We start from the raw sequence: 20887 nt of genomic DNA, 5'->3' as shown, positions 1-20887 counted from the left end.
GGCAGGGCACCGGCCGTTCTCAGTTCCATTCGGGGCTGCGCACCAGGATGACACCGGAGTCCGGGCAGTAGACCACGTCGTCCTCTGCGGCGGCCCGGACCTCGGCGAGGTCGCCGGGGCTCAGGTCCATGCCGGATCCCTCGCTGTGGCCGTGGAACAGCCGTGCCGCTCCCACACCGCGACGGATCAAGGTCTTCTCGTAGAGCGCCAGCAGACCCGGCTCCACGGTGTCGGCGAAGGCCTGTCGCTCCGCCAGCACGCCTGACTGCTCCGCCTCGGTCTCCGCTCGCCGGGCAGCCAGTTCGTCCTGCACACTCTGCAGCGCGGCCGCCGCCTCCGCGGTGCCTCTGGCGCGTTCCGCCAGAGTCGCATCCGCCGCTTCCAGCTCCTCCATGAGTTCCAGTTCGGTGTCCTCACGGCCCGACTTGAGCTGGCTGAGCGTCTCGATCTCCTTCTGCAGAGCCACGAGATCCTTGGACAGACCGCCCGCGTTGAGCCGGGTGGTGTCCCGTTCGATCTTGGTGTCGAGTTCGGAGACTTCGGCTTCCAGTGTGGCGAGCCGTCCCCGGAGTTCGTCCACTGCCGAGGACGCCTCCGCCTCCAACGAGGTCGCGTCCTGCAATGCCGCCAGCAGCACAGGGACCCGGGGGTCCTGGTCGATCTGGCGCAGGCGCCCCTCGAGGGACTTCAGGTGCCCGTCCAAGGACTGGAGCTCCAGAAGCTTGAGCTGCTCCGATGCCGGCGATTTGGCCATGTGCTGCCTCCTGGTCGGTGGCGACGGACGGTCCGCGCCGCCGCACTGCCTTGAAGCCTAGTCCCTAGGCATCCTGGTCGCCATGGGGCGTGAGGATGAAGTCCCAGGGGTCCGTGTTGATCCCGCTGACCCCGATCTCCACCGGGAAACCCTGATCCTCGAGAACGTTGTCGAGCGCCTGCGCCGCGGCCGGCAGCCACAGCCATTCGCTCGCGAAATGGGACACATCGATGAGGTACGGACGGCCACCGCGGGCCGTCTCGCGAGCCTCCGACGCCGGGTGGTGCCGGAGGTCCGCCGTGATGTAGACATCGGCCTGGCGTGCCCTGACATCGTCGAAGAGGGAGTCGCCCGCGCCGCCGCAGACCGCCACGCGCTGCACCAGCGCATCCCGGTCCCCCGCGACCCGGACACCACCGGCCACGGAGGGGAGGAAGCCGCACAAGCGCGCGGCCAGATCGGCCAGGGTGATCGGCGCGCCGAGCGTCCCGACCCGGCCCACGCCTTCTTCGGGCAGGCCGTTCCGCGCCGCAGTGAGCGGCTCACGCTCCTGCAGGTCCAGAGCGTCGGCGATCACGTCGGACACACCGCCCACCGCGGAGTCGCCGTTCGTGTGCACCGTCAGGAGCGCCACGCCGTTCTCGATGAGCAGGTGGACGGCACGGCCCTTCGCGGTGGTGGCCGCGACGGAGCTCACGCCGCGGAGCAGGAGCGGGTGATGGGTGATCAGCAGGTCCACCCCCAGGTCCACGGCTTCCTGGACCACTTCCTCGGTGGGATCCACTGCGAACCGGATCCGGCGCACCTGCTGTTCGGGACGGCCGGTGACCAGTCCCACCCGGTCCCAGTCCTCCGCGAGTGACTCGGGCCAGAGCTCCTCCACGGCGAGCAGCACCTCGGCGAGCGTCGGGACCTGGGTCTCCGGAACGGGAGCCGCGGCGTCGTCCCCCGGAAGAGCGTGAACGGTCCCGCCGGCCGCCGTCGTCGCGTCCCCGCCGTCCTCAAGGCCCCGTCCGGGGTGGTCCTGCTCGGACGGTTCTGCGGCGGCGGTGGGCGGAACCTGCCCTTCCAGGGCCGGTCCGTGGCTGCCGTGCGTCTCGTTGTGCATACTCAAGTTCTACCGCACCCGGCCCCGGACGGGTCCGGATCCTCCGCGCACCGGAGGAGCGCTTCTCCCAGAGCTGAACCCGTCCGGGTCGGTCCGGGGAACATTTCGGCCCCACCGGCCATTGAGCATGCTGTGAGAACTTTCATCCTGGCCGGCGGCTGCTTCTGGTGCCTTGACGCGGTGTACCAGCAGACGCGCGGCGTCACTTCTGTTGTTTCCGGCTACATCGGCGGGCACGTGCCCGACCCGGGGTATTACGAGGTCTGCTCCGGCACCACGGGGCATGCCGAGGCGGTGGCGGTCACCTTCGACGAGGACATCATCCCGGCCGACGTCATCCTGGACATGTTCTTCGCCTTGCACGACCCCACCACCCTGAACCGTCAGGGCTACGACGTCGGCACGCAGTACCGGTCCGCGATGTTCTATCAGGACGAGGAGGAGGCCGAGCTGTTCCGCGCCGCCATCGAGCGCAACCAGGCGCTCTGGAGCGCCCCGATCGTGACCGAGGTGACTCGTGCCAGCCGCTTCCACGAGGCCGAGGCGATCCACCAGGATTACTACGCCAACAACTCCGGGCAGGGGTACTGTCAGGTGATCATCAATCCCAAGCTGGCCAAGGCCCGGAAATATTACTCCGCATGGCTGAAGTCATGACGCCGGGTGAACCGGCTCACTAGGCTTTTGCTAAACCATCCACCTGGAGATAGGCAGCAGTACACCATGGCACGTATCTACGATGACGTCACTCAGCTCATCGGCCGGACCCCCCTGGTCCGGCTGAACCGTCTGACCGAGGGCCTGGACGCCACGGTCGCCGTGAAGCTGGAGTTCTACAACCCGGCCAACAGCGTCAAGGACCGCATCGGCGTGGCCATCATCGACGCGGCCGAGAAGGCCGGCGCGCTGAAGCCGGGTGGCACCATCGTCGAAGGCACCTCGGGCAACACGGGCATCGCCCTGGCCCTGGTCGGCGCGGCCCGCGGTTACAAGGTCATCCTGACCATGCCGGAGACCATGTCCACCGAGCGCCGTGTCATGCTGCGCGCCTACGGCGCCGAGATCGTCCTGACCCCGGGTTCCGAGGGCATGCGCGGCGCCGTCGAGAAGGCCCAGGAGATCGTGGCCAACACGGAGAACGCCATCTGGGCCCAGCAGTTCGCGAATGCGGCCAACCCGGAGATCCACCGCACCACCACGGCCGAGGAGATCTGGGCCGACACCGACGGTGAAGTGGACATCTTCGTCGGCGGCGTGGGCACCGGCGGCACCATCACCGGCGTCGGCCAGGTCCTCAAGGAACGCAAGCCCTCCGTCCAGGTGGTGGCCGTGGAGCCCAAGGACTCCCCCATCCTCAACGGCGGCGCACCCGGCCCGCACAAGATCCAGGGCCTCGGCGCCAACTTCGTCCCGGAGGTCCTGGACACGAGCATCTACGACGAGGTGCTGGACGCGAGCCTCGAGGACGCCGTGGCCACCGCTCGCGCGCTCGGCGTCAAGGAAGGCATCCTCGGCGGCATCTCCTCGGGTGCGGCCGTCTGGGGCGCCCTGGAGCTGGCCAAGCGTCCCGAGAACAAGGGCAAGCTGATCGTGGCGGTCGTTCCGGACTTCGGCGAGCGGTACATCTCCACCGTCCTGTACGACGACATCCGCGGCTGATCCTCCCGGCTTCGCCTGCCCGGCGTCGCCCCTCCCGTTCCCGGAGTCCACGCATCATCGGATGCCGGACCCACGGACCGAGGGCGACGTCGGGCAGTCGGCTGCCCGGGGAATTCTTTCCCGGCCGAGCTGGTTATCCGTTCAGAATCCACCACGTACGCGCCCGTGTACGGCGACCCGAAGGACAGCGTGAGCTTCTTCACCCGCCTGAAAGAGGACCTCGAGAGCGCCCGCTCCCATGACCCCGCCGCCCGCGGGTCCGCGGAGAACTTCTTCGTCTACTCGGGACTGCACGCCATCTGGGTCCACCGGGTGACGCACCGGATGTGGCAGAACCCGGCCCTGCGTTTCCCCGCCCGGGTGCTCTCCCAGCTGACCCGGTGCATGACGGGCATCGAGATCCACCCCGGCGCCACCGTGGGGCGGCGCTTCTTCATTGATCACGGCATGGGCGTGGTCATCGGCGAGACCGCCGAGATCGGCGACGACGTCATGATCTACCACGGGGTCACCCTCGGCGGGCGGTCCCTGGCCAAGGTCAAGCGGCACCCGACCATCGGCAACCGGGTCACCATCGGCGCCGGCGCCAAAGTCCTGGGCCCCATCGTCATCGGTGATGACTCCGCGATCGGCGCCAACGCCGTCGTCGTGAAGGACGCCCCGGCCAATTCGATCGTCACCGGCATCCCCGCCACCTGGCGGCCCCGCGTGGCCGAGGTCGAAACGAAGCCTGCCGTGGACCCCGCGGAGTACTACTACATCTGAGCCGGTCTCTCCGACCCCGGGGCGAGAGCGGCCCGGCTCAAGTCCGTCCCCGGTCCGAGGCGCTATGAGCGGGCCGCTCATAGCGTGGATGGTATGAGAACCACGAAGAACAGCGAGACACGCGGCCGGGCACAGCAGTTGAAGGTCCTCGGACTGGCCGGTGCCGTCCTCTTGCCGCTGAGTGCCTGCGGCTTCACCCCCCTGGCCGACAATTACGACAAACGGGAGAGCCACGACTGGCCCAGCGGGGCCGAAGCCACGAAGGACGGTGTGGCCCCCGCCTGGATCCCGGCCGGAGCCACGGACGTCCGTGAGGTCATCCGGACCACCGGCGCCGAGCGGATCCTGAAGTACTCCGGCGAGGTGTCGGGTCTCCCCGCTCAGTGCAAGGCGCTTCCCTCCGGCGCCGCACCGAGTCCCCAAGCGGATGCCGAGAACACGCAGAAAGCCGACGACTTCATCTTGGAGGCCACCCTCACCGCCGGCTGGTGGCCGGCGGGCCAGGAACGTAAAACGAGTCACTACTGCGGAAAGTGGTGGGTGTCCGGGGAGAACGGGACCGTCTACGCCTTCGCCCCGGAGATGAAGACGATCGCCAGGCACCTCGGCAAGGACTGACCACCTCCGTTGTGTGCTCAGTTGTTGCGGATGATTCGCTCGGACACCCGCAACAACTGAGCACGCAACACACGAGAAACGACGACGGCGGCCCCCACCTTCCGGTGGGGCCGCCGTCGTCGTGCGGGTGCGTCAGTGGGTGTCGACTGCGCTGACCTCGGTGTGATCGCCGCTCCACTGGGTGTGGAACGTGCCCTCTTCATCCACGCGGCCGTAGGTGTGAGCTCCGAAGAGGTCACGCTGGCCCTGGATCAGAGCGGCCGGGAGGCGCTTGCGGCGCAGGCCGTCGTAGTAGGCCAGCGAGGAGGAGAACACCGGAACCGGGATGCCCAGCTGCACGGCGGTCGCCACGACGCGGCGCCAGGCCGGGACGGCCTCGCCGATCGACTTCGCGAAGGCGGGGGCGAACAGGAGGTTCTCCGGCTTCTCATCACCCTTGTAGGCGGCCATGATGTCCTTGAGCAGCTCGGCGCGGATGATGCAGCCGGCACGCCACAGCGAGGCGATCTCGTCCAGCTTGAGGTCCCAGCCGTACTCCTTCGCGGCGCTCGTGAGCATGTCCAGGCCCTGCGCGTAGCTGACGAGCTTGGAGGCGTAGAGGGCCTGGCGGACGTCCTCCACGAAGTTCTCCGGAATCGCCACCTCGATCTCGTGGCCTTCCAGGGTCTCCTGCGCGATGGCCCGCTGGGCGCGCTGCGAGGAGATGCCGCGGGCGAACACGGACTCGGCGATGGCGGACACCGGGGAGCCCAGGTCCAGTGCGGACTGGACGGTCCAGCGGCCCGTGCCCTTCTGGCCTGCGGAGTCGACCACGACGTCCACGAACGGCTTGCCGGTCTTGGCGTCCACGTGGGCGAGCACCTCGGCGGAGATCTCGATCAGGAAGGAGGACAGCTCGCCCTTGTTCCACTCTTCGAAGATCTTGGCCTGCTCCGCGGGCTCGATGCCGGCGGCGCTGCGCAGCAGATCGTAGGCCTCGCCGATGACCTGCATGTCGGCGTATTCGATGCCGTTGTGGACCATCTTGACGAAGTGACCGGCGCCGTCGGTGCCGATCCAGGCGCAGCACGGCTCGCCGTCCACGTGAGCGGAGATCTTCTCCAGCAGCGGGCCGAGAGCCTCGTAGGACTCCTTGGAACCGCCGGGCATGATGGACGGCCCGTTCAGGGCGCCCTCTTCACCGCCGGAGACACCGACGCCCACGAAGTGCAGGCCCTTCTCCGCCAGCGCGGCTTCGCGGCGACGGGTGTCCGTGTAGTGCGAGTTGCCGGCGTCGATCACGATGTCGCCCTCATCCAGCAGCGGGACGAGCTGATCCACGACAGCATCGACGGGAGCACCCGCCTTCACCATGATGAGCACGCGGCGCGGCTTCTCGAGAGAGTCGACGAGTTCCTGGAGGCTCTCCGTGCGGACGAAATCGCCCTCGTCACCGTGGGCGGCGAGCAGGGCGTCCGTCTTCTCCACGGAGCGGTTGTGCAGAGCGACCGTGAAGCCGTTCCGGGCGAGGTTCCGGGCCAGATTGGCCCCCATGACGGCGAGACCGGTGACACCGATTTGTGCAGGCATCTACACTCCAAGTCAATGCTAGTAATCTGATTTTAACAAGGCGTTTTCAACCCTACGTCCTGGACACCGGCGACGGAAGAGCCAGCTGTAAGGTGAAGCACATTTCACGTAGTCGCGGCGGAATCCACCGGAAGTGCCTACGCTGGTTGTTACATCACATTTGACCACTTCACCCTGAGGATTTCGACATCGATGACGAGCCGTCAGCCCAGCCTTCACCATCAGGCACTTGAGATCCTGGGTCGCAAGATCGTGACCGGGGAACTTCCCGCGGGTCACGTCATGCTGGCGGAGAGCCTCGAGGGGGAATTGAAGGTGTCGAGGTCCGTGGTGCGGGAGGCCGTCCGCGTCCTGCAGTCCATCGGCATGGTGGAGAGCATCAAACGCGTGGGCATCCGGGTGCGCCCGGCGCACGCCTGGAATCCCTTCGACGCGAACGTGATCCGCTGGAAGATGGACAGCGACGCGCGGGGCGCGCAATTGCGGTCCCTCGCGGAACTGCGCTCCGCCGTGGAGCCCGTGGCCAGTGAACTGGCGGCGCAGAACGCACCCTTCGCCATGCGGCGCGAGCTGCTGCAGGTGGCCGAAGAGATGGCGAGGGTGGGCCGCCAGGGCAAGCTCGAGCGCTTCCTGGAACTCGATGCCCGTTTCCACGCACTCGTGCTCAGTGGTTCCGGCAATGAAATGTTCGCCACGCTGATCGGGCAGGTCACGGAGACCCTGGCCGGACGCACGGCCCACGGACTCATGCCGAGCCAGCCGAAAGAGGAGGCCCTGCAGTGGCACCTCGACGTGGCCCGCGCGATCCTGGACGGCAAGGCAACCGCCGCCCGACGCGCCTCGGCCAAATTGATCAACGAGACCATCGAGGACCTCTCCCCCCAGTGGGCGGGCCAGCCTCGCGTGTTCGTGCCCCTCAAGCCGCTCAGCACGCAGGGTTAGCGCGAGCCTCCCCCGCACCAGGATCCCGGTACGACGACGGCGGGGCCGGTCCCGAAGGACCGGCCCCGCCGTCGTCGTGTCGCCGTCAGGCGCGCTTCTTCGTGACCAGGCCCCAGATGAAGAGGACCACCAGCGAGCCGACGATCGCCAGCAGCCAGGTGGACAGGGACCAGAATTCATTCAGACCGACGTGGAAGACGGCGGATCCGATCCAGCCGCCGACCAGGGCGCCCACCACTCCGAGGAGCAGCGTCGCCAGCCAGCCGCCGCCCTGCTGGCCCGGCATGAGGGCCTTTGCAATAGCGCCGGCGATGAGTCCAAGGACGATCCAACCAAGAAATCCCATGATGAACCTTTCTGTAGAAAGCCTTCTCAGAGCCCGGTTGAGGCTTCTTTCAGATTACCTTCAGATTCCCGGCGGTGGCGGACCCGACTTTCGGGGGTGTGCCGGACCAGAGCATCATCCCCGCTCCGTCGGATGGACCCGCCGCATCTCCTCGGCCAGGGCCGGGTTCCGTTTCCCGAGCTCGTCGACGATGGTGTGCACCGTGTCCGGTGCCTTGTTCTGACTCAGTTTCGCCCGCGCGTCGAAGCGGGTGACCCGCATCCGCAGCCCCACGGTGCCTTTCGCCAGGCGGCGGGTCCCCTCCTCGTCCTCGCTCAGGCTCCGCCCGTGCGGCAGGTGCTGCTCGAAGTGGTCGGTGAGCTTGCCGAGCATGGCGTAGTTCTCCTCCTCGCTGAGGATCTCCGGGGTTCCGTAGAGATGCGCGGTGACGTGGTTCCAGGTGGGCACCAGCTCGCCGGGCGCGTACCAGCTCGGGGAGACGTAGTCGTGCGGTCCTTGGATGATCACCAGGATCTGGTGCTCACCCAGTTCATGCAGGGACTCGTCGGGCCGGCCGAAGTGGCTGACGATCACGATCCCTTCCTCGTCCTCATCCAGGATGGCCGGATAGTGGGAGGCGATGAGGCCCTGCGAGGACGGCGAGACGAAGGTCGCCCACGGATGGTGGCGGATGAGCCGTTTGACCTCGGCGGGGTCGGTCATGAGGTAACGGGGCGTATGGCGCATCAGAGTCCTTTCGTACGCGCGAGGCGGGTGCGCACCGCGAGCGCGGCGCACACGATGACGGCGACGCCGCCCAGAAGAGTGGGCCAGCCGGGTTCCTCACCCAGGAACAGCGCGGCCCAGAGGATGCTCATGACGGGCTGGGTGAGCTGGATCTGGCTCACCTGGGCCATGGGCCCGATGGCGAGTCCCCGGTACCACGCGAAGAATCCCAGGAACATGCTCACCACGGCCAGGTACGCGAAAGCCCACCACTGAGCCGGGCCTGCGAGCAGCAGGCGGCTGTCGGCGGACACCAGCGTGAGGACCGTCATGAGGGGTGCCGCGAGCACCAGGGCCCAGGACACGGTCTGCCAGGAACCGAGTTCGCGGGAGAGGAGGCCGCCCTCGGCGTAACCGGCTGCGGCCGCGAGCACTGCGGCGAAGAGCAGGGCGTCCGCCCACTGCAGACCCCCGAGTCCCCCACCCTGCGCGGAGGCGAAGGCCACCGCACACACCGCCCCGAGTGCCGAGAACACCCAGAAGGACGGCGCGGGCCGCTCGTGGGTGCGGAGGACGGCCAGGACCGCCGTCGCGGCGGGCAGCAGGCCGATCACCACGGCGGCATGACTGGCCGGAACGCTCGTCAGGGCGTACGAGGTGAGCACCGGGAACCCGACGACGACGCCCGCGGCCACGATCGCCAGCCGGAACCATTGCGCCCGGCTCGGCGGCCGTTGCCGGGTGAGTGCCAGGGCGCACCCGGCGAGCACGGCGGCCACCACGGCGCGGGCCGAGCCGATGAACAGGGCGGGAAGACCCGTGGCCGCGATGCGGGTGAAGGGAAGGGTGAAGGAGAAAGCCACGACGCCCAGCAGGCCCCACCAGAGGCCGGGATGCCTGGATAGCACTGTCGGTTGAATGAGAGTAACGCTACTATGTACTTTCATGAATCATGATAGCACCGGGCGCATCGTCCAGGGCTTGCGGGCCTGGATCTCCACGGCCGCTCCGGGCGCGAAGGTTCCGTCCAACCGGGCGCTGATGGCCGAGTACGGCGCCAGCCCGGTCACCGTGCAGAAGGCGATGCGGACCCTCGCGTCGCTGGGGCTCATCGAGAGCCGACCGGGCGTGGGGACCTTCGTGCGGGGCGTGCGGGCGACCCGGCCCGTGGACTACGGCTGGCAGACGGCGGCACTCGGTGCTCCGCCGTCGCGGGGCTCCTCCCTCTCGTCGACCCAGCGCACCGTCGTGCCGGACGCCATCGGGCTGCACTCCGGATATCCGGCCCGCGAGCTGCTCCCGGAACGGCTCGTCAGGGCGGCCATCGCCCGCGCGGGACGGACCGACGCCGCCATGGGACGCTCCCCCGCTGCGGGGCTCCCCGAGCTGCAAGCGTGGTTCGCGGCCGAGCTCGCGGCATCGGCTCCGGTGGACGTCACGCCACCCAGCGCCCGGGACGTCCTGGTGCTCTCCGGAAGTCAGAGCGGGCTCAGCTCGATCTTCCGCGCACTGGTGGGTCCCGGACAGCCGCTGATGATCGAATCGCCCAGCTACTGGGGCGCGATTCTGGCGGCGGCCCAGGCCGGGATCACCCTGGTGCCCGTGCCCGCAGGTCAGCACGGGCCCGATCCGGCCGACGTCGAACGCGCCTTCGAGGAGACGGGCGCCCGGGCCTTCTACGCGCAGCCGAGCTACGCCAATCCGAGCGGCGCCCAGTGGAGCCGCGAGCGCGGGCTGGAGATCCTTCAGGTGGTGCACCGGCATGGAGCGTTCCTCATCGAGGACGACTGGGCCCACGATCTGGGGATCGACAGCGAACCACACCCGATCGCCGCTCAGGACGACCACGGGCATGTGATCTACCTGCGCTCACTCACCAAGAGCGTCTCCCCGTCCCTGCGGGTCGCCGCGCTGATCGCCAGGGGCCCGGCGAGGGAACGCATTCTGGCCGACCGAGCGGCCGAGTCGATGTACGTGAGCGGTCTGCTCCAGGCGGCGGCGCTCGACGTCGTCACTCAGCCGTCATGGCGTAGCCACCTCAAAGGCTTCCGGCGTCAGCTCAGGGACCGCCGGGACTTGCTGCTGGGTTCACTCCGGGAGCATGCGCCTCTGGCGCAGGTGGATTTCGCTCCCCCGGGCGGCCTGAACCTGTGGGCGCGCCTGCCCGAGGGCACGAGCCCGGAACAGGTGGCGCGCAACTGTGAGAGCCGGGGTGTCATCATCGCGCCCGGGACCGAGTGGTTCCCCGCGGAACCGTCGGGCCCCTATGTCCGCCTCAATTACTCCGGCGCCAATCCCGAACGGTTCCCGGAGGCCGCGAAGATCATCTCCGAGGTACTGGCGGAGAACTGACTGCCCGGTCCGGTGTTGCTCCTTCAGCAAACGGGCTTGCCAGCGCGCGCCGCGGCCGGGATGCTGAGGGAGACCCGGGATGAAAGGCCGCCACGTGACGCACAGCTTCGACAAGCAGTACTGGGACGACCATTGGCGGGAGTCCGTCGGCCGTCCCACGCCCCCGAACCCGTATCTGGAGGAGCAGCTCGCCGGCCTGACGCCCGGCACGGCGCTCGACGCGGGATGCGGGACCGGAGCGGAAGCCGTCTGGCTCGCCGCTCATGGTTGGACCGTGACCGGCGCGGACCTGTCGCCGCACGCTCTGCGGGAGGCCGCGGCACTCGCCTCGGAGGCCGGTGTCCTGGACCGGGTCCGGTGGGTGGAGGCGGATCTGACGGGCTGGGAGCCGGAGGGGCGTTTCGACCTGGTGGTGACCAATTACGCGCACCCCGCCATACCGCAGCTGGAGTTCTACCGGCGGATCGCGGACTGGGTGACGGTGGGCGGAACCCTGCTGATCGTGGGACACCTGCACGGACACGTCTCCGACGTCCGGCATTCCGCTCCGGACCACACACACGGGAACCCGCATGGCCACGACGGCGGCCACGCCCCGGAGGAGGCCACCGTCACCCTGGCTGACACGGTGGCCGTACTGGACCCGGACCGCTGGACGATCGACGCGGCGGAGCAACGGCGCCGCAGCCTGAACATGCCGGAGCGCGAGCTGTCCCTCCACGATCTGGTGGTCCGGGCGACCCGGCTCCGGTGAACCCGAGGCTCCGCGGATTTCAGCGTGCCAGCACCGTCTCCAGAACCCGGGCCACGCCGTCGTCCGCGCACGCAGGCGCGCTGAACGCGGCGGCCGCGAGGGCCTCGGGATGACCGTCTTCCATGGCGTATCCCTCCCCCGCCCAGGAGAGCATCTCGACGTCGTTGGGCATGTCGCCGAACGCGATGACCTCGGACGCGTCGATGCCCAGGGACGCCGCATGACGCTCCAGCGTCCGCGCCTTGGTGACCCCCGGGACGGCGAGCTCCAGCAGCGCCAGGCGGTTGACGTCCGAGTAGGTGACGTGCGCCAGGCCTGTCACGGCGGGTGCGATGAGAGCGTGGAACTCCTCGGCGCAGAGCATCGGTGAGATGGCGAGCAGCTTGACGACGGCGGCATCCGGGCCCAGCGTCGAGGACAGCGGCCCGATCACCTGAGCCTCCACCGGAAGGCCCGGATGGAGCCGGACGAACTCGGCCTCGCGGTGCGGACCCGTCACGAGCTCGCTGGAGAACCCCGCCTCCGGGTGCAGAGCGCGGATCACCGCCTGGAGATGCAGCGCCTCCGAGAGCCCGAAGGCCTCCGCAGTGATGACCTCCCGCCGGCTCATGTCCCAGGCCACGGCGCCGTTCGAGCAGATGACCGTTCCGGCATGATCCAGCTGCTCCTCGAGTGGCCCGAGCCAGCGGATCGGACGGCCGGTCACGAAGACCACCTCCAGCCCGGCATCCCGTGCACTCCGGAAGGCGGCACGGGTGCGGGCGGAGATGGACCCGTCGGGGCCCATGATGGTGCCGTCCACATCGCTGGCCACGAGGCGGGGCCGTGCCGGCCGGACCACGCGTCCGGCCGGTGTCCTGCTCGCCGTCATGGGAACGGTCACCTCAGGACCACGGTCCGGTTCCCGTTGAGCACCACACGGCCCTCGCAGTGCCAGCGCACGGCGTTGGACAGCGCCTTGCACTCGGCGTCGCGGCCCACGGCCACGAGGTCCTCCGGCGCATGCGTGTGGTCCACCTCGATGACCTGCTGCGCGATGATCGGCCCTTCGTCCAATTCCGCGTTGACGTAGTGCGCCGTGGCGCCCACGGTCTTCACGCCGCGGTCCCACGCCTGATGGTAGGGCTTGGCGCCCTTGAACGACGGGAGGAAGGAGTGATGGATGTTGATGACGCGGCCGGCCATCCGGGTCGCCAGGGCGTCCGACAGGACCTGCATGTAGCGGGCCAGGACCACGAGGTCCGCCTCGTAGCGGTCCACGAGGGCGAGCAGCTCGGCCTCGGCCTCGGGTTTGTTGTCCTTGGTCACCGGGATGTGGTGGAACGGGATGCCGTGCCACTCGGTGAGCCCGCGGTGGTCCTCGTGATTGGACACCACGGCCACGATCTCCACGGGCAGCTCGCCGATCCTGGCCCGGAACAGCAGGTCGTTCAGGCAGTGCCCGAACTTGGAGACCATGACCAGCACCTTGGTCTTCTCCGCCGCGGGCCGGATCTTCCAGTTCATGTCGAAGCGCTCCGTGAGCGGCCCGAAGGCGTTCTCCAGTTCGACCAGCTCCAGGCCCTCCGGCGCCTCGAAATGCAGTCGCATGTAGAAATGCCGGCCCACGCGGTCACCGAACTGTTTGATGTCCTCGATGTCGCAGCCCCGCTCGGCCAGCAGGCCGGAGACGGCGGAGACGATCCCCGTGTACCAGCCGCAGTCCAGGGTCAGGACGTACTCGGTTCCCGCCATGTCAGCTCACCTCCGGCGCGGAGAACTCGCGCATCGCATCCACGAGCCATCGGCCCACATGATCGGCGAACGACGCGCGGGGCAGCACCCGGAACGTCTCTTCGCCCGTCTTCCACACCAGGACCGGGACATGGTCCAGGACCGTCACGATCGCCTGACCGGGTCTGAAGGACCGGGGGTGCAGATCGAAGGAGACCCCCTTCTCGAGGACCAGGCGGGCGCCCGGCCCGCTCAGTTCGAAGGTGGTGCGGTTCGCCGAGAGATCGACGACGGCGCCCGGCGTCCGGGCGCCCGGCTCGCCGAGGGTCGCTGCCAGTCGGCCGGCCTCCGCCGGGCCCAGGTCCAGGCCCGCCGTGCTCTCGTCGCCGACGGCCAGGAACTCATCCGGCCCGATCCACAGGACGCTGTAGCCGCCGCCCGTCGTCGTGCTCCCATGCCCGCTCGGGAGTGAAGCGCCGAGCGCCGCTTCCACGGCTGCCGCGGCGGGTGATCCGGCCACGGCGCGGATGCCGAGCTGGGTCAGGAACGGGATCTCCCGGAGGGTCACGCCGCGCTCGCCCGTCGCACCGGCGGCCGCGAAGGCCTCCGCCAGACGGGCCGCGGGGCTGCGCCGCAGGCTCGCGGCGGCGGACAGGGTGTCTTCGGAAATCATCTCAGCCATCACGGCGCTTCCCTTCAGGGTCATAAAGGACGGTGTCACCGACCAGGACTTCCACGATCCGGTCCCCGGCCACGGCGGTGAGCTTCTCGCCGATCCGGTTCCGGCCGTTCTTGATCAGGGCCAGTGCGAAGGACCGGCCCAGCGCCGCCGAGTGGTAGCTCGAAGTCACGTGTCCCAGCATCGGCACCGGGCCGTACGCCGGGTTGAGCGAGATGCCCTGCTCCACCACCTGGGTGCCTTCCGGCAGCCGGAAGGAGTGGTCCACCGGAAGGAGGGAGACCATGTGTTTGCGGTCCGTGCGCGCGGTGTCGATCCGGGCGTAGGAGCGCTTGCCCACGAAGTCCTTCGCCTTGGAGATGATCCACTCCATGCCGGCGTCCTGCGGGGTCACCGTGCCGTCCGTGTCCTGGCCGACGATCGGGTAGCCCTTCTCGGCTCGGAGCACGTGCATGGTTTCGGTGCCGTACGGGGTGATCCCGAACTCGGCGCCGGCTTCGGCGACATCCTCCCAGACCTGCAGGCCGTACCAGGTGGCCACATTGATCTCGAACGCGAGCTCACCGGAGAAGGAGATCCGGCAGACGCGCGCCGGGATCCCGGAGGCCAGCGTGGTCTCGCGCCAGGCCATGAACGGGAACGCGTCGTTGTCCACGTCCAGGCCGGGTGCCACCTTCGCGATGACGTCGCGGGACCGGGGGCCGACCACGGCCACCGTGGTCACCTGCTCGGTCACGGAGGTGAAATTGACGTCCAAGCCGGGCCATTCCGTCTGATGCCACTCCTCCAGCCAGTCCAGGACCTTCGCGGCCCCGCCGGTGGTGGTCGTCATGAAGAAGCGGTCCTCATCGAGGCGCAGGGTCACGCCGTCGTCGAACATCATGCCGTCCGGACCGCACATGACACCGTAGCGGCCCATCCCCGGGGCGAGCTTCTTGAACGCGTTGGTGTAGATGCGGTTGAGGAACTCGCCGGCGTCGGCTCCCCAGATCTCGATCTTGCCCAGCGTGGTGGCGTCCATGAAGCCGACGGATTCGCGCACGGCGCGGCACTCGCGGAGCACCGCCTCGTCCATCGACTCACCCGGCTGCGGGAAGTACCACGGACGCAGCCACTGGCCGACGAATTCGAACTCGGCGCCGTGGGCCACGTGCCACGGGTGGATCGAGGTGATCCGTTCCGGGTCGAACAGATCGCCGCGCTTCCGCCCGGCCATGGCCGCGAAGGCCACGGGGGCGTACGGGGCGCGGAAGGTGGTGGTGCCGATCGATCCGAGGTTCTCCGGCACACCGCCCTGAGCGTCCTTCAGGGCCGCGGCGATGACGCCGATGGCGTTGACGCCCGAGGTCTTGCCCTGATCATTGGCGGTGGAGATGGAGGTGTAGCGCTTGATGTGCTCCACGGAGCGCATGCCGGCTCCCGTGGCGCGCAGGACGTCCGCGACGCTCTGGTCACGCTGCAGGTCCACGAAATGGGTCGTCCACTCTCCCGGACCACCGTCGGAGCCGGGCACCAGCCAGAGCTGGCGGGTCGGTGCAGCAGCGGACGGCGCATGACTGGACAGGGCGGAGGCATGCGCCCCGGCCTCGGTCACGAATCCGGCGTTGAACGCGGCGACGGCACCGGCGTGGGCGCCCTCTGAAACGCAGTCCGACAGACGGTAGGAACCGCGGGCGGCGCCCACGATCTGCTGGGCGTTGACCGTGCTCGCCGGGACGAACCCGGCCAGCTCCTCGTCCCAGCGCAGCTTGCCCTGCCGCTGGCTGAACAGGTGGACCACGGGGCTCCAGCCGCCGGACACGGCCAGGAGATCCGCTTCGATCCGCTCCGGCTCGCCGCTGAGGGAACCGTCCGCAGCCAGCTCACGGACGACGACGGCGCTCACGCGGCCACTCGTCCCGTCCGCCTCGGTGCCGCACACGGCGGCCCCGGCCAGGACGCGCACGCCCGCGGACTCGGCGGCCAGCGCGGCGTCGGTCTTCTCCGGGCGGGCGTCGACGACGGCCGCCACGGGAACCCCGGCGGACGCCAGATCGCGGACGGTCTCGTAGGCGGAGTCGTTCGTGGTGAACACCACGGCACGGCTGCCGGGCACCACGCCGTAGCGGTTGAGGTAGCTGCGCACTGCGGAGGCGAGCATGATGCCGGGCCGGTCGTTGTCCGCGAAGACGAGTGGCCGCTCGTGCGCACCGGTGGCGAGGACCACCTGGCCGGCACGGATGTGCCAGAGGCGCTGCCGGGAGACGCCCTGCGCGTCGAGTTCCCGGGCCCGCGCGGACCCCAGGTGGTCCGTGCGCGACTCCAGGGCGATCACGTAGTTGGAGTCATAGGAGCCGAAGGCATTGGTGCGGGTCAGCACCGTGACCTCCTCGGCGGCGGCGAGTTCCGCGGCGGCCGAGGCGATCCACTCGGGTGCGGGGACGCCGTCGACGCTCTCGCCCGGGGTGGAGAGCAGCGAACCGCCCGGTTCCGGCTGATCATCGATCAGGATGACCCGGGCGCCGGTGGCGGCGGCCTGACGCGCGGCCGACAGGCCCGCCGGGCCCGCGCCGATCACCAGGACGTCCGTGTGCACATGCTTCTTGTCGTAGTACGCCTCGTCCTTGCGCGGATCGAGCTTGCCGAGCCCGGACAGGTACTCGGCGTCGAGACCGTCGGTCAGCTCGACGAGGGTGGCCGGGAGCATGGACTCGTCCACGCCGCCGGCGCCCCGGTCCTTGACCTTCAGGAGGGCGTTCGGCTCTTCGACGCCGGCGGTCAGGATGCCGCGGGGGCGCCCCAGGTACAGGGACGGGGCCGCCTCGACCACGCCGTGGGCGATCAGCGCCGAGGCGACGGTGTCCCCGGCCCGACCGGTGTACTCCGTGCCGTCGACCGTGAACCGGAGGGTGTCCTCACGGGAGACGCGGGCATGCGGGGCCCGGTCCGCGGGAAGGCGGAACGGCTGGGCGGACTCTGCGGTGCTCACTGGGAGTCTCCTTTCGCGCCGGCGGTGAGGGGTTTCTCCCCGGTGTAGATGGTCTTGAACTCGTACGTCACGGTGTCGCGGAGGGCGTTGAACCACTTGCGGCAGCCGGCGCTGTGGACCCAACGCTCGGCGAACAGGCCCTTGGGGTTCTCGCGGTAGAACAGATACCTGGACCACTCGGCGTCGCTCAGGGCGCTGGGGTCCTCGGGATACGGCACGTGCGCCTGTCCCCCGTAATGGAACTCGGTCTCGTCGCGCGGCCCGCAGTTCGGGCAGGTGATGAGCAGCATGGCTCGGCTCCTTTCGTGGGGTCAGTGAGCGACGGCGGCCGCGCCGTGCTCGTCGATGAGGGCGCCGGTCTCGAAACGCTCCAGCGCGAACGGGAGGTTGAGGGCGTGAGGTTCGTCCGTGGCGATCGTATGGGCCATGGTCCATCCGGCGCCCGGGGTCCCCTTGAACCCGCCGGTGCCCCAGCCGCAGTTCACGTAGAGGTTCTCCACCGGCGATTTGCCGACGATCGGCGACGCGTCCAGGGTGACGTCCACGATGCCGCCCCAGGTGCGCAGCAGATGGGCGCGGGCGAACACCGGGAAGAGTTCGACCGCGGCCGCCATCTGCTCCTCGATGACATGGAACCCGCCGCGCTGACCGTAGCCGTTGTACGAATCGATGCCGGCGCCCATCACCAGCTCGCCCTTGTGGGCCTGGGAGACATACACGTGGACGTGGTTGGACATCACCACGGTCGGGTGGACGATCTCGTGCAGCTCGGAGACGAGGGCCTGCAGCGGGTGGGACTGGATCGGGAGATCGAAACCGGCCATCTTCGCCAGGACCGAGGAGTGCCCGGCGGCGCACAGTGCCACCTTCCCGGCGTGGATGGTGCCACGGCTGGTCTGGACGCCCACCACCCGGTTGCCGTCCTTCAGGAACCCCGTGACCTCGCAGTTCTGAATGATGTCCACGCCGAGCTCGTCAGCCTTCCGGGCGAAGGCCCAGGCGACGTGGTCGTGCTTGGCGATGCCGGCGCGCGGCTGGTACGTGGCGCCCAGCACGGGATAGCGGATGTCCTGGCCGATGTTGAGGATCGGGCAGAGTTCCTTGACCTGCTCCGGCTCCAGCCATTCGGCGTCCACACCGTTGAGCTTGTTCGCACCGACACGGCGCACCGACTCGCGGACGTCCTGGAGGGTGTGCGCCAGGTTCATGACACCGCGCTGGCTGAACAGGAAGTCGTACTCCAGCTCCTCCGGGAGCGCTTCCCAGAGGCGCAGGGAGTGTTCGTAGATGGCCGCCGACTCGTCCCAGAGGTAGTTCGAGCGGATGATCGTGGTGTTGCGGGCCATGTTGCCGCCCGCGAGCCAGCCGCGTTCCAGGATGGCGATGTTGGTCATCCCGTGGTGCTTGGCCAGGTAGTAGGCGGTGGCCAGGCCGTGGCCGCCTCCGCCGACGATGATCGCGTCATAGGACGGTTTGGGGTCCGGGTTCCGCCACAGGAAATCCGGGTGTTCGGGCAGCAGGTCCGCCATCAGAGCGCTCCGTTCTCGGCGTTCAGGTTCGGGTAGAGAGGGTGTTTGTCCGCCAGGACGCGGACGCGGGCGCTGAGTTCCTCGGCCAGTTCGTCGCTGAAATCGGGCTTCAGGGCCGCGGCGATGATGTCCGCCACCTCGGTGAATTCGGGGGCGCCGAAGCCGCGCGCGGAGAGCGCCGGGGTTCCGATCCGCAGACCGGAGGAGACCATCGGCGGCCGCGGATCGAACGGCACGGCGTTGCGGTTGACGGTGATGCCGATCCGGTGCAGCCGGTCCTCGCCCTGCTGCCCGTCCAGTTCGGAGTTCCGCAGGTCCACCAGGACCAGGTGCACATCGGTGCCTCCGTTGACCACGGCGACGCCGGCCTGTGCGACGTCGTCGGCCAGCAGGCGCCGGGCGATGATCTGCGCGCCTTCCAGCGTTCGCTGCTGGCGGTCACAGAAGGCGGGTTCGGCGGCGAGCTTGAAAGCCACGGCCTTGGCAGCCACCACATGCTCGAGCGGGCCGCCCTGCTGGCCGGGGAAGACGGCGGAGTTGATCTTCTTGGCCAGCGATTCCTTGCTGAGGATGACGCCGCCGCGCGGCCCACCCAGGGTCTTGTGGGTCGTGGTGGTCACGACGTCGGCGTACGGCACCGGGTTGGGGTGCAGGCCGGCGGCCACCAGCCCGGCGAAGTGCGCCATGTCCACCATGAGGTAGGCGCCGACCAGGTCCGCGATGCGTCGGAACTCCGCGAAATCCAGCTGGCGGGAGTAGGCGGACCACCCGGCGACGATGAGCTTGGGGCGGTGTTCCAACGCCAGGCGTTCCACTTCCGCCATGTCGATCAGCAGGGTGTCCCGGTTCACCTCGTACGGGACCACTTGGTAAAGCTTCCCGGAGAAGTTGATCTTCATCCCGTGGGTCAGGTGCCCACCGTGGGCGAGCGAGAGGCCCAGAATGGTGTCGCCCGGCTCCAGGAGGGCGAACATGGCGGCCGCGTTGGCCTGGGCGCCGGAGTGCGGCTGGACGTTCGCGGCCTCCGCTCCGAAGAGGGCTTTGACCCGGTCGATCGCGAGCTGCTCGATGACGTCCACGTGTTCGCAGCCACCGTAGTAGCGCTTGCCGGGATAGCCTTCGGCGTACTTGTTCGTGAGGACCGATCCCTGCGCCTCCATGACCGCGAGCGGCGCGAAGTTCTCGGAGGCGATCATCTCCAGGGTCCCCTGCTGACGCAGGAGTTCCCGGTCGATGGCCGCCTTGACGTCGGGATCGGTCTCCGCGAGCGATCGAGTCAGAACCTCAGTCATGTGGTCTCCTCACAAAGTCTAGTATCTAATTGATATATCAGAACCCTACGACGAGTATCGCTGTGGTCTGAGAAGATGTCAACGACGATCCATCAGGAAAGGAACGACTGACGTGACAGCGGATCCGGGAGTCGCGGGGCGGTCCCTCGCAGACCAGGCGTACGAGACCATCAAGGACCGCCTGGTCATGCTCGACATCCGGCCGGGCGAGCCTCTGAACGACGGCCTGCTGGCCACCGAACTCGGCATGGGCCGCACGCCCGTGCGTGAGGCGATCAAGCGCCTGGAAACCGACCACCTCCTGGTCTCCTATCCCCGCCGCGGCACCTTCGCCACGAGTGTGGACATCACGGAGCTCGCCGCGATCTGGGACATCCGCTCGGTCCTGGAGCCCGTCGCAGCCCGTCGCGCGGCGGAGAACGCCACCCCGGCCGTGCGCCGGGAGATGACGGAGCTCATCCAGCGGCTCCACACCCTCGACGAGTCGGGCGAGGCGCAGCGGGAGCTCATGAGCCTGGACATGTCCGTGCACCGCCTCATCTACCGGGCCGCGGGCAACCCGCATCTGGAGGACGTGCTGATCCGGTACGACAACCTCTCCACCCGCATCTGGTGCCTGGTGATCGAGCGGCTGCCCGGGCTGTCGGGTCACATCGTCGAACACGCGGCACTGCTCCAGGCGATCGTCGACGGCGACGCCGACCGCGCGGCCGGACTCGCCTTGGCGCATGTCACCGACTTCGAAACGGAGATCCGCAAGGTCCTCTGAGCGGGCCTCCAGGACCGCGAGCCGGCGGTTCGCCCTCCCGGCCTTTTCGCCCCCCCGTCCGGGCACCCCAGCGCCACGGCGGCGCCGCCGTCGTGAACGCCGGCCGAGGCTGACTCCACCGAGCGATCCATAGCGCCCTCCACCGCGCCGAAACGCGGCCCAGGCTCGCGCCGCCCCATGAGCCGCCTCGGCCCGAACCGGCCCTTTTCCCCGGAATTCCGCGCCATGACGGCCGGAACAACAGTCATCTCCCCGGACTTCCCGACGCAACACAGTGTTTACACCGCGAACCCTTGACGCTGATATATGAGTTGCGTCACAGTTGTGCATGTTGCTTCCAGTTGCCTCGGATGACCTGAATCCGA

At 68.8% G+C, this 20887-nt stretch carries 21 protein-coding genes; 8 read left to right on the top strand and 13 right to left on the bottom strand.

Translation table 11 applies throughout. The annotated features are described in order from the left end of the window. Positions 1 to 19: 19 nt before the first annotated feature. Entirely contained in the window at positions 20 to 754 is a 735-nt protein-coding gene (locus AB4Y75_RS05135) for a zinc ribbon domain-containing protein (protein WP_441434779.1), read from the bottom strand. A gap of 64 nt (positions 755 to 818) precedes the next feature. Continuing rightward, entirely contained in the window at positions 819 to 1862 is a 1044-nt protein-coding gene (locus AB4Y75_RS05130; protein WP_441434778.1) for a Nif3-like dinuclear metal center hexameric protein, read from the bottom strand. 132 nt (positions 1863 to 1994) lie between these two features. Between AB4Y75_RS05130 and msrA the strand changes: the two genes are divergently transcribed. The 4 genes from msrA to AB4Y75_RS05110 all read left to right on the top strand — a co-directional run bounded on the left by msrA (position 1995) and on the right by AB4Y75_RS05110 (position 4904). Next, positions 1995 to 2519: a peptide-methionine (S)-S-oxide reductase MsrA gene (gene msrA / locus AB4Y75_RS05125; protein WP_441434777.1), complete on the top strand. Its 525-nt coding sequence runs from the start codon at positions 1995 to 1997 to the stop codon at positions 2517 to 2519. Between the two features lie 66 nt (positions 2520 to 2585). Continuing rightward, positions 2586 to 3521: a cysteine synthase A gene (gene cysK, locus AB4Y75_RS05120; RefSeq protein ID WP_441434776.1), complete on the top strand. Its 936-nt coding sequence runs from the start codon at positions 2586 to 2588 to the stop codon at positions 3519 to 3521. Positions 3522 to 3710: 189 nt separating this feature from the next. Next, positions 3711 to 4286: a serine O-acetyltransferase EpsC gene (epsC, locus tag AB4Y75_RS05115; protein ID WP_441434775.1), complete on the top strand. Its 576-nt coding sequence runs from the start codon at positions 3711 to 3713 to the stop codon at positions 4284 to 4286. Between the two features lie 93 nt (positions 4287 to 4379). Continuing rightward, the gene (locus AB4Y75_RS05110) at positions 4380 to 4904 is read left to right on the top strand and encodes a hypothetical protein (RefSeq protein ID WP_441434774.1); all 525 of its coding nucleotides are present in this window, start codon (positions 4380 to 4382) and stop codon (positions 4902 to 4904) included. A 132-nt stretch (positions 4905 to 5036) separates the two neighbouring features. On the opposite strand, the gene gndA is transcribed toward AB4Y75_RS05110, so the two are convergent. Continuing rightward, complete coding sequence (gene gndA / locus AB4Y75_RS05105; protein WP_441434773.1) at positions 5037 to 6473, bottom strand: NADP-dependent phosphogluconate dehydrogenase; 1437 nt, start codon at positions 6471 to 6473, stop codon at positions 5037 to 5039. Positions 6474 to 6665: 192 nt separating this feature from the next. Here gndA and AB4Y75_RS05100 point away from each other — a divergent pair, with 192 nt between their 5' ends. After that, a complete protein-coding gene (locus tag AB4Y75_RS05100; protein WP_441434772.1) occupies positions 6666 to 7415 on the top strand; it encodes a FadR/GntR family transcriptional regulator in 750 nt (249 codons plus the stop codon). A gap of 85 nt (positions 7416 to 7500) precedes the next feature. On the opposite strand, the gene AB4Y75_RS05095 is transcribed toward AB4Y75_RS05100, so the two are convergent. The 3 genes from AB4Y75_RS05095 to AB4Y75_RS05085 form a co-directional block, all read right to left on the bottom strand. Beyond that, positions 7501 to 7761, bottom strand: coding sequence for a GlsB/YeaQ/YmgE family stress response membrane protein (locus AB4Y75_RS05095; RefSeq protein ID WP_441434771.1), 261 nt, complete (start codon positions 7759 to 7761; stop codon positions 7501 to 7503). A 114-nt stretch (positions 7762 to 7875) separates the two neighbouring features. After that, positions 7876 to 8487 carry an FMN-binding negative transcriptional regulator gene (locus AB4Y75_RS05090; protein WP_441434770.1) on the bottom strand — a complete coding sequence of 204 codons (612 nt, stop codon included), beginning with the start codon at positions 8485 to 8487 and terminating at the stop codon, positions 7876 to 7878. Continuing rightward, positions 8487 to 9413, bottom strand: coding sequence for a DMT family transporter (locus tag AB4Y75_RS05085; RefSeq protein ID WP_441434769.1), 927 nt, complete (start codon positions 9411 to 9413; stop codon positions 8487 to 8489). The genes AB4Y75_RS05090 and AB4Y75_RS05085 overlap by 1 nt, the downstream gene beginning before the upstream one ends. Between AB4Y75_RS05085 and AB4Y75_RS05080 the strand changes: the two genes are divergently transcribed. Then, positions 9412 to 10818, top strand: coding sequence for an aminotransferase-like domain-containing protein (locus tag AB4Y75_RS05080; protein WP_441434768.1), 1407 nt, complete (start codon positions 9412 to 9414; stop codon positions 10816 to 10818). The genes AB4Y75_RS05085 and AB4Y75_RS05080 overlap by 2 nt on opposite strands. A 79-nt stretch (positions 10819 to 10897) precedes the next feature. Next, on the top strand, positions 10898 to 11572 hold the full coding sequence (locus AB4Y75_RS05075; RefSeq protein WP_441434767.1) for an SAM-dependent methyltransferase: 675 nt from the start codon (positions 10898 to 10900) through the stop codon (positions 11570 to 11572). A gap of 19 nt (positions 11573 to 11591) precedes the next feature. On the opposite strand, the gene AB4Y75_RS05070 is transcribed toward AB4Y75_RS05075, so the two are convergent. Genes AB4Y75_RS05070 through glyA form a run of 7 tightly spaced genes read right to left on the bottom strand, consistent with a single transcriptional unit; the run spans position 11592 to position 19753 of the window. Then, on the bottom strand, positions 11592 to 12443 hold the full coding sequence (locus AB4Y75_RS05070; protein WP_441434766.1) for an HAD family hydrolase: 852 nt from the start codon (positions 12441 to 12443) through the stop codon (positions 11592 to 11594). Between the two features lie 8 nt (positions 12444 to 12451). After that, positions 12452 to 13306 (bottom strand): formyltetrahydrofolate deformylase, encoded by an 855-nt coding sequence (purU, locus tag AB4Y75_RS05065; protein WP_441434765.1) that lies wholly within the window; start codon positions 13304 to 13306, stop codon positions 12452 to 12454. A 1-nt stretch (position 13307) separates the two neighbouring features. Beyond that, positions 13308 to 13967, bottom strand: coding sequence for a sarcosine oxidase subunit gamma (locus AB4Y75_RS05060; protein WP_441434764.1), 660 nt, complete (start codon positions 13965 to 13967; stop codon positions 13308 to 13310). Beyond that, entirely contained in the window at positions 13960 to 16932 is a 2973-nt protein-coding gene (locus tag AB4Y75_RS05055) for a sarcosine oxidase subunit alpha family protein (protein ID WP_441434763.1), read from the bottom strand. Before AB4Y75_RS05055 ends, AB4Y75_RS05060 begins: the two co-directional genes overlap by 8 nt. Then, complete coding sequence (locus AB4Y75_RS05050) at positions 16929 to 17222, bottom strand: sarcosine oxidase subunit delta (RefSeq protein WP_066210618.1); 294 nt, start codon at positions 17220 to 17222, stop codon at positions 16929 to 16931. Before AB4Y75_RS05050 ends, AB4Y75_RS05055 begins: the two co-directional genes overlap by 4 nt. 21 nt (positions 17223 to 17243) lie before the next feature. Then, a complete protein-coding gene (locus tag AB4Y75_RS05045; RefSeq protein WP_441434762.1) occupies positions 17244 to 18461 on the bottom strand; it encodes a sarcosine oxidase subunit beta family protein in 1218 nt (405 codons plus the stop codon). Next, complete coding sequence (gene glyA, locus AB4Y75_RS05040; protein WP_441434761.1) at positions 18461 to 19753, bottom strand: serine hydroxymethyltransferase; 1293 nt, start codon at positions 19751 to 19753, stop codon at positions 18461 to 18463. The genes AB4Y75_RS05045 and glyA overlap by 1 nt, the downstream gene beginning before the upstream one ends. A 112-nt stretch (positions 19754 to 19865) precedes the next feature. Between glyA and AB4Y75_RS05035 the strand changes: the two genes are divergently transcribed. Continuing rightward, entirely contained in the window at positions 19866 to 20522 is a 657-nt protein-coding gene (locus AB4Y75_RS05035) for a GntR family transcriptional regulator (protein WP_441434760.1), read from the top strand. The last annotated feature ends 365 nt before the right edge of the window (positions 20523 to 20887 follow it).

The organism is Arthrobacter sp. RAF14 (genome assembly GCF_052114185.1).
Lineage (GTDB): Bacteria > Actinomycetota > Actinomycetes > Actinomycetales > Micrococcaceae > Arthrobacter_E.
This window is presented reverse-complemented; position numbering and strand designations above follow the sequence as displayed.

Coding starts and splice junctions, on each gene's coding strand:
- AB4Y75_RS05135 (WP_441434779.1), bottom strand. CDS start 754: ATGGCCAAATCGCCGGCATCGGAGCAGCTCAAGCTTCTGGAGCTCCAG.
- AB4Y75_RS05130 (WP_441434778.1), bottom strand. CDS start 1,862: ATGCACAACGAGACGCACGGCAGCCACGGACCGGCCCTGGAAGGGCAG.
- cysK (WP_441434776.1), top strand. CDS start 2,586: ATGGCACGTATCTACGATGACGTCACTCAGCTCATCGGCCGGACCCCC.
- AB4Y75_RS05110 (WP_441434774.1), top strand. CDS start 4,380: ATGAGAACCACGAAGAACAGCGAGACACGCGGCCGGGCACAGCAGTTG.
- gndA (WP_441434773.1), bottom strand. CDS start 6,473: ATGCCTGCACAAATCGGTGTCACCGGTCTCGCCGTCATGGGGGCCAAT.
- AB4Y75_RS05100 (WP_441434772.1), top strand. CDS start 6,666: ATGACGAGCCGTCAGCCCAGCCTTCACCATCAGGCACTTGAGATCCTG.
- AB4Y75_RS05095 (WP_441434771.1), bottom strand. CDS start 7,761: ATGGGATTTCTTGGTTGGATCGTCCTTGGACTCATCGCCGGCGCTATT.
- AB4Y75_RS05090 (WP_441434770.1), bottom strand. CDS start 8,487: ATGCGCCATACGCCCCGTTACCTCATGACCGACCCCGCCGAGGTCAAA.
- AB4Y75_RS05080 (WP_441434768.1), top strand. CDS start 9,412: ATGAATCATGATAGCACCGGGCGCATCGTCCAGGGCTTGCGGGCCTGG.
- AB4Y75_RS05085 (WP_441434769.1), bottom strand. CDS start 9,413: ATGAAAGTACATAGTAGCGTTACTCTCATTCAACCGACAGTGCTATCC.
- AB4Y75_RS05075 (WP_441434767.1), top strand. CDS start 10,898: ATGAAAGGCCGCCACGTGACGCACAGCTTCGACAAGCAGTACTGGGAC.
- AB4Y75_RS05070 (WP_441434766.1), bottom strand. CDS start 12,443: ATGACGGCGAGCAGGACACCGGCCGGACGCGTGGTCCGGCCGGCACGG.
- purU (WP_441434765.1), bottom strand. CDS start 13,306: ATGGCGGGAACCGAGTACGTCCTGACCCTGGACTGCGGCTGGTACACG.
- AB4Y75_RS05060 (WP_441434764.1), bottom strand. CDS start 13,967: ATGGCTGAGATGATTTCCGAAGACACCCTGTCCGCCGCCGCGAGCCTG.
- AB4Y75_RS05050 (WP_066210618.1), bottom strand. CDS start 17,222: ATGCTGCTCATCACCTGCCCGAACTGCGGGCCGCGCGACGAGACCGAG.
- AB4Y75_RS05045 (WP_441434762.1), bottom strand. CDS start 18,461: ATGGCGGACCTGCTGCCCGAACACCCGGATTTCCTGTGGCGGAACCCG.
- glyA (WP_441434761.1), bottom strand. CDS start 19,753: ATGACTGAGGTTCTGACTCGATCGCTCGCGGAGACCGATCCCGACGTC.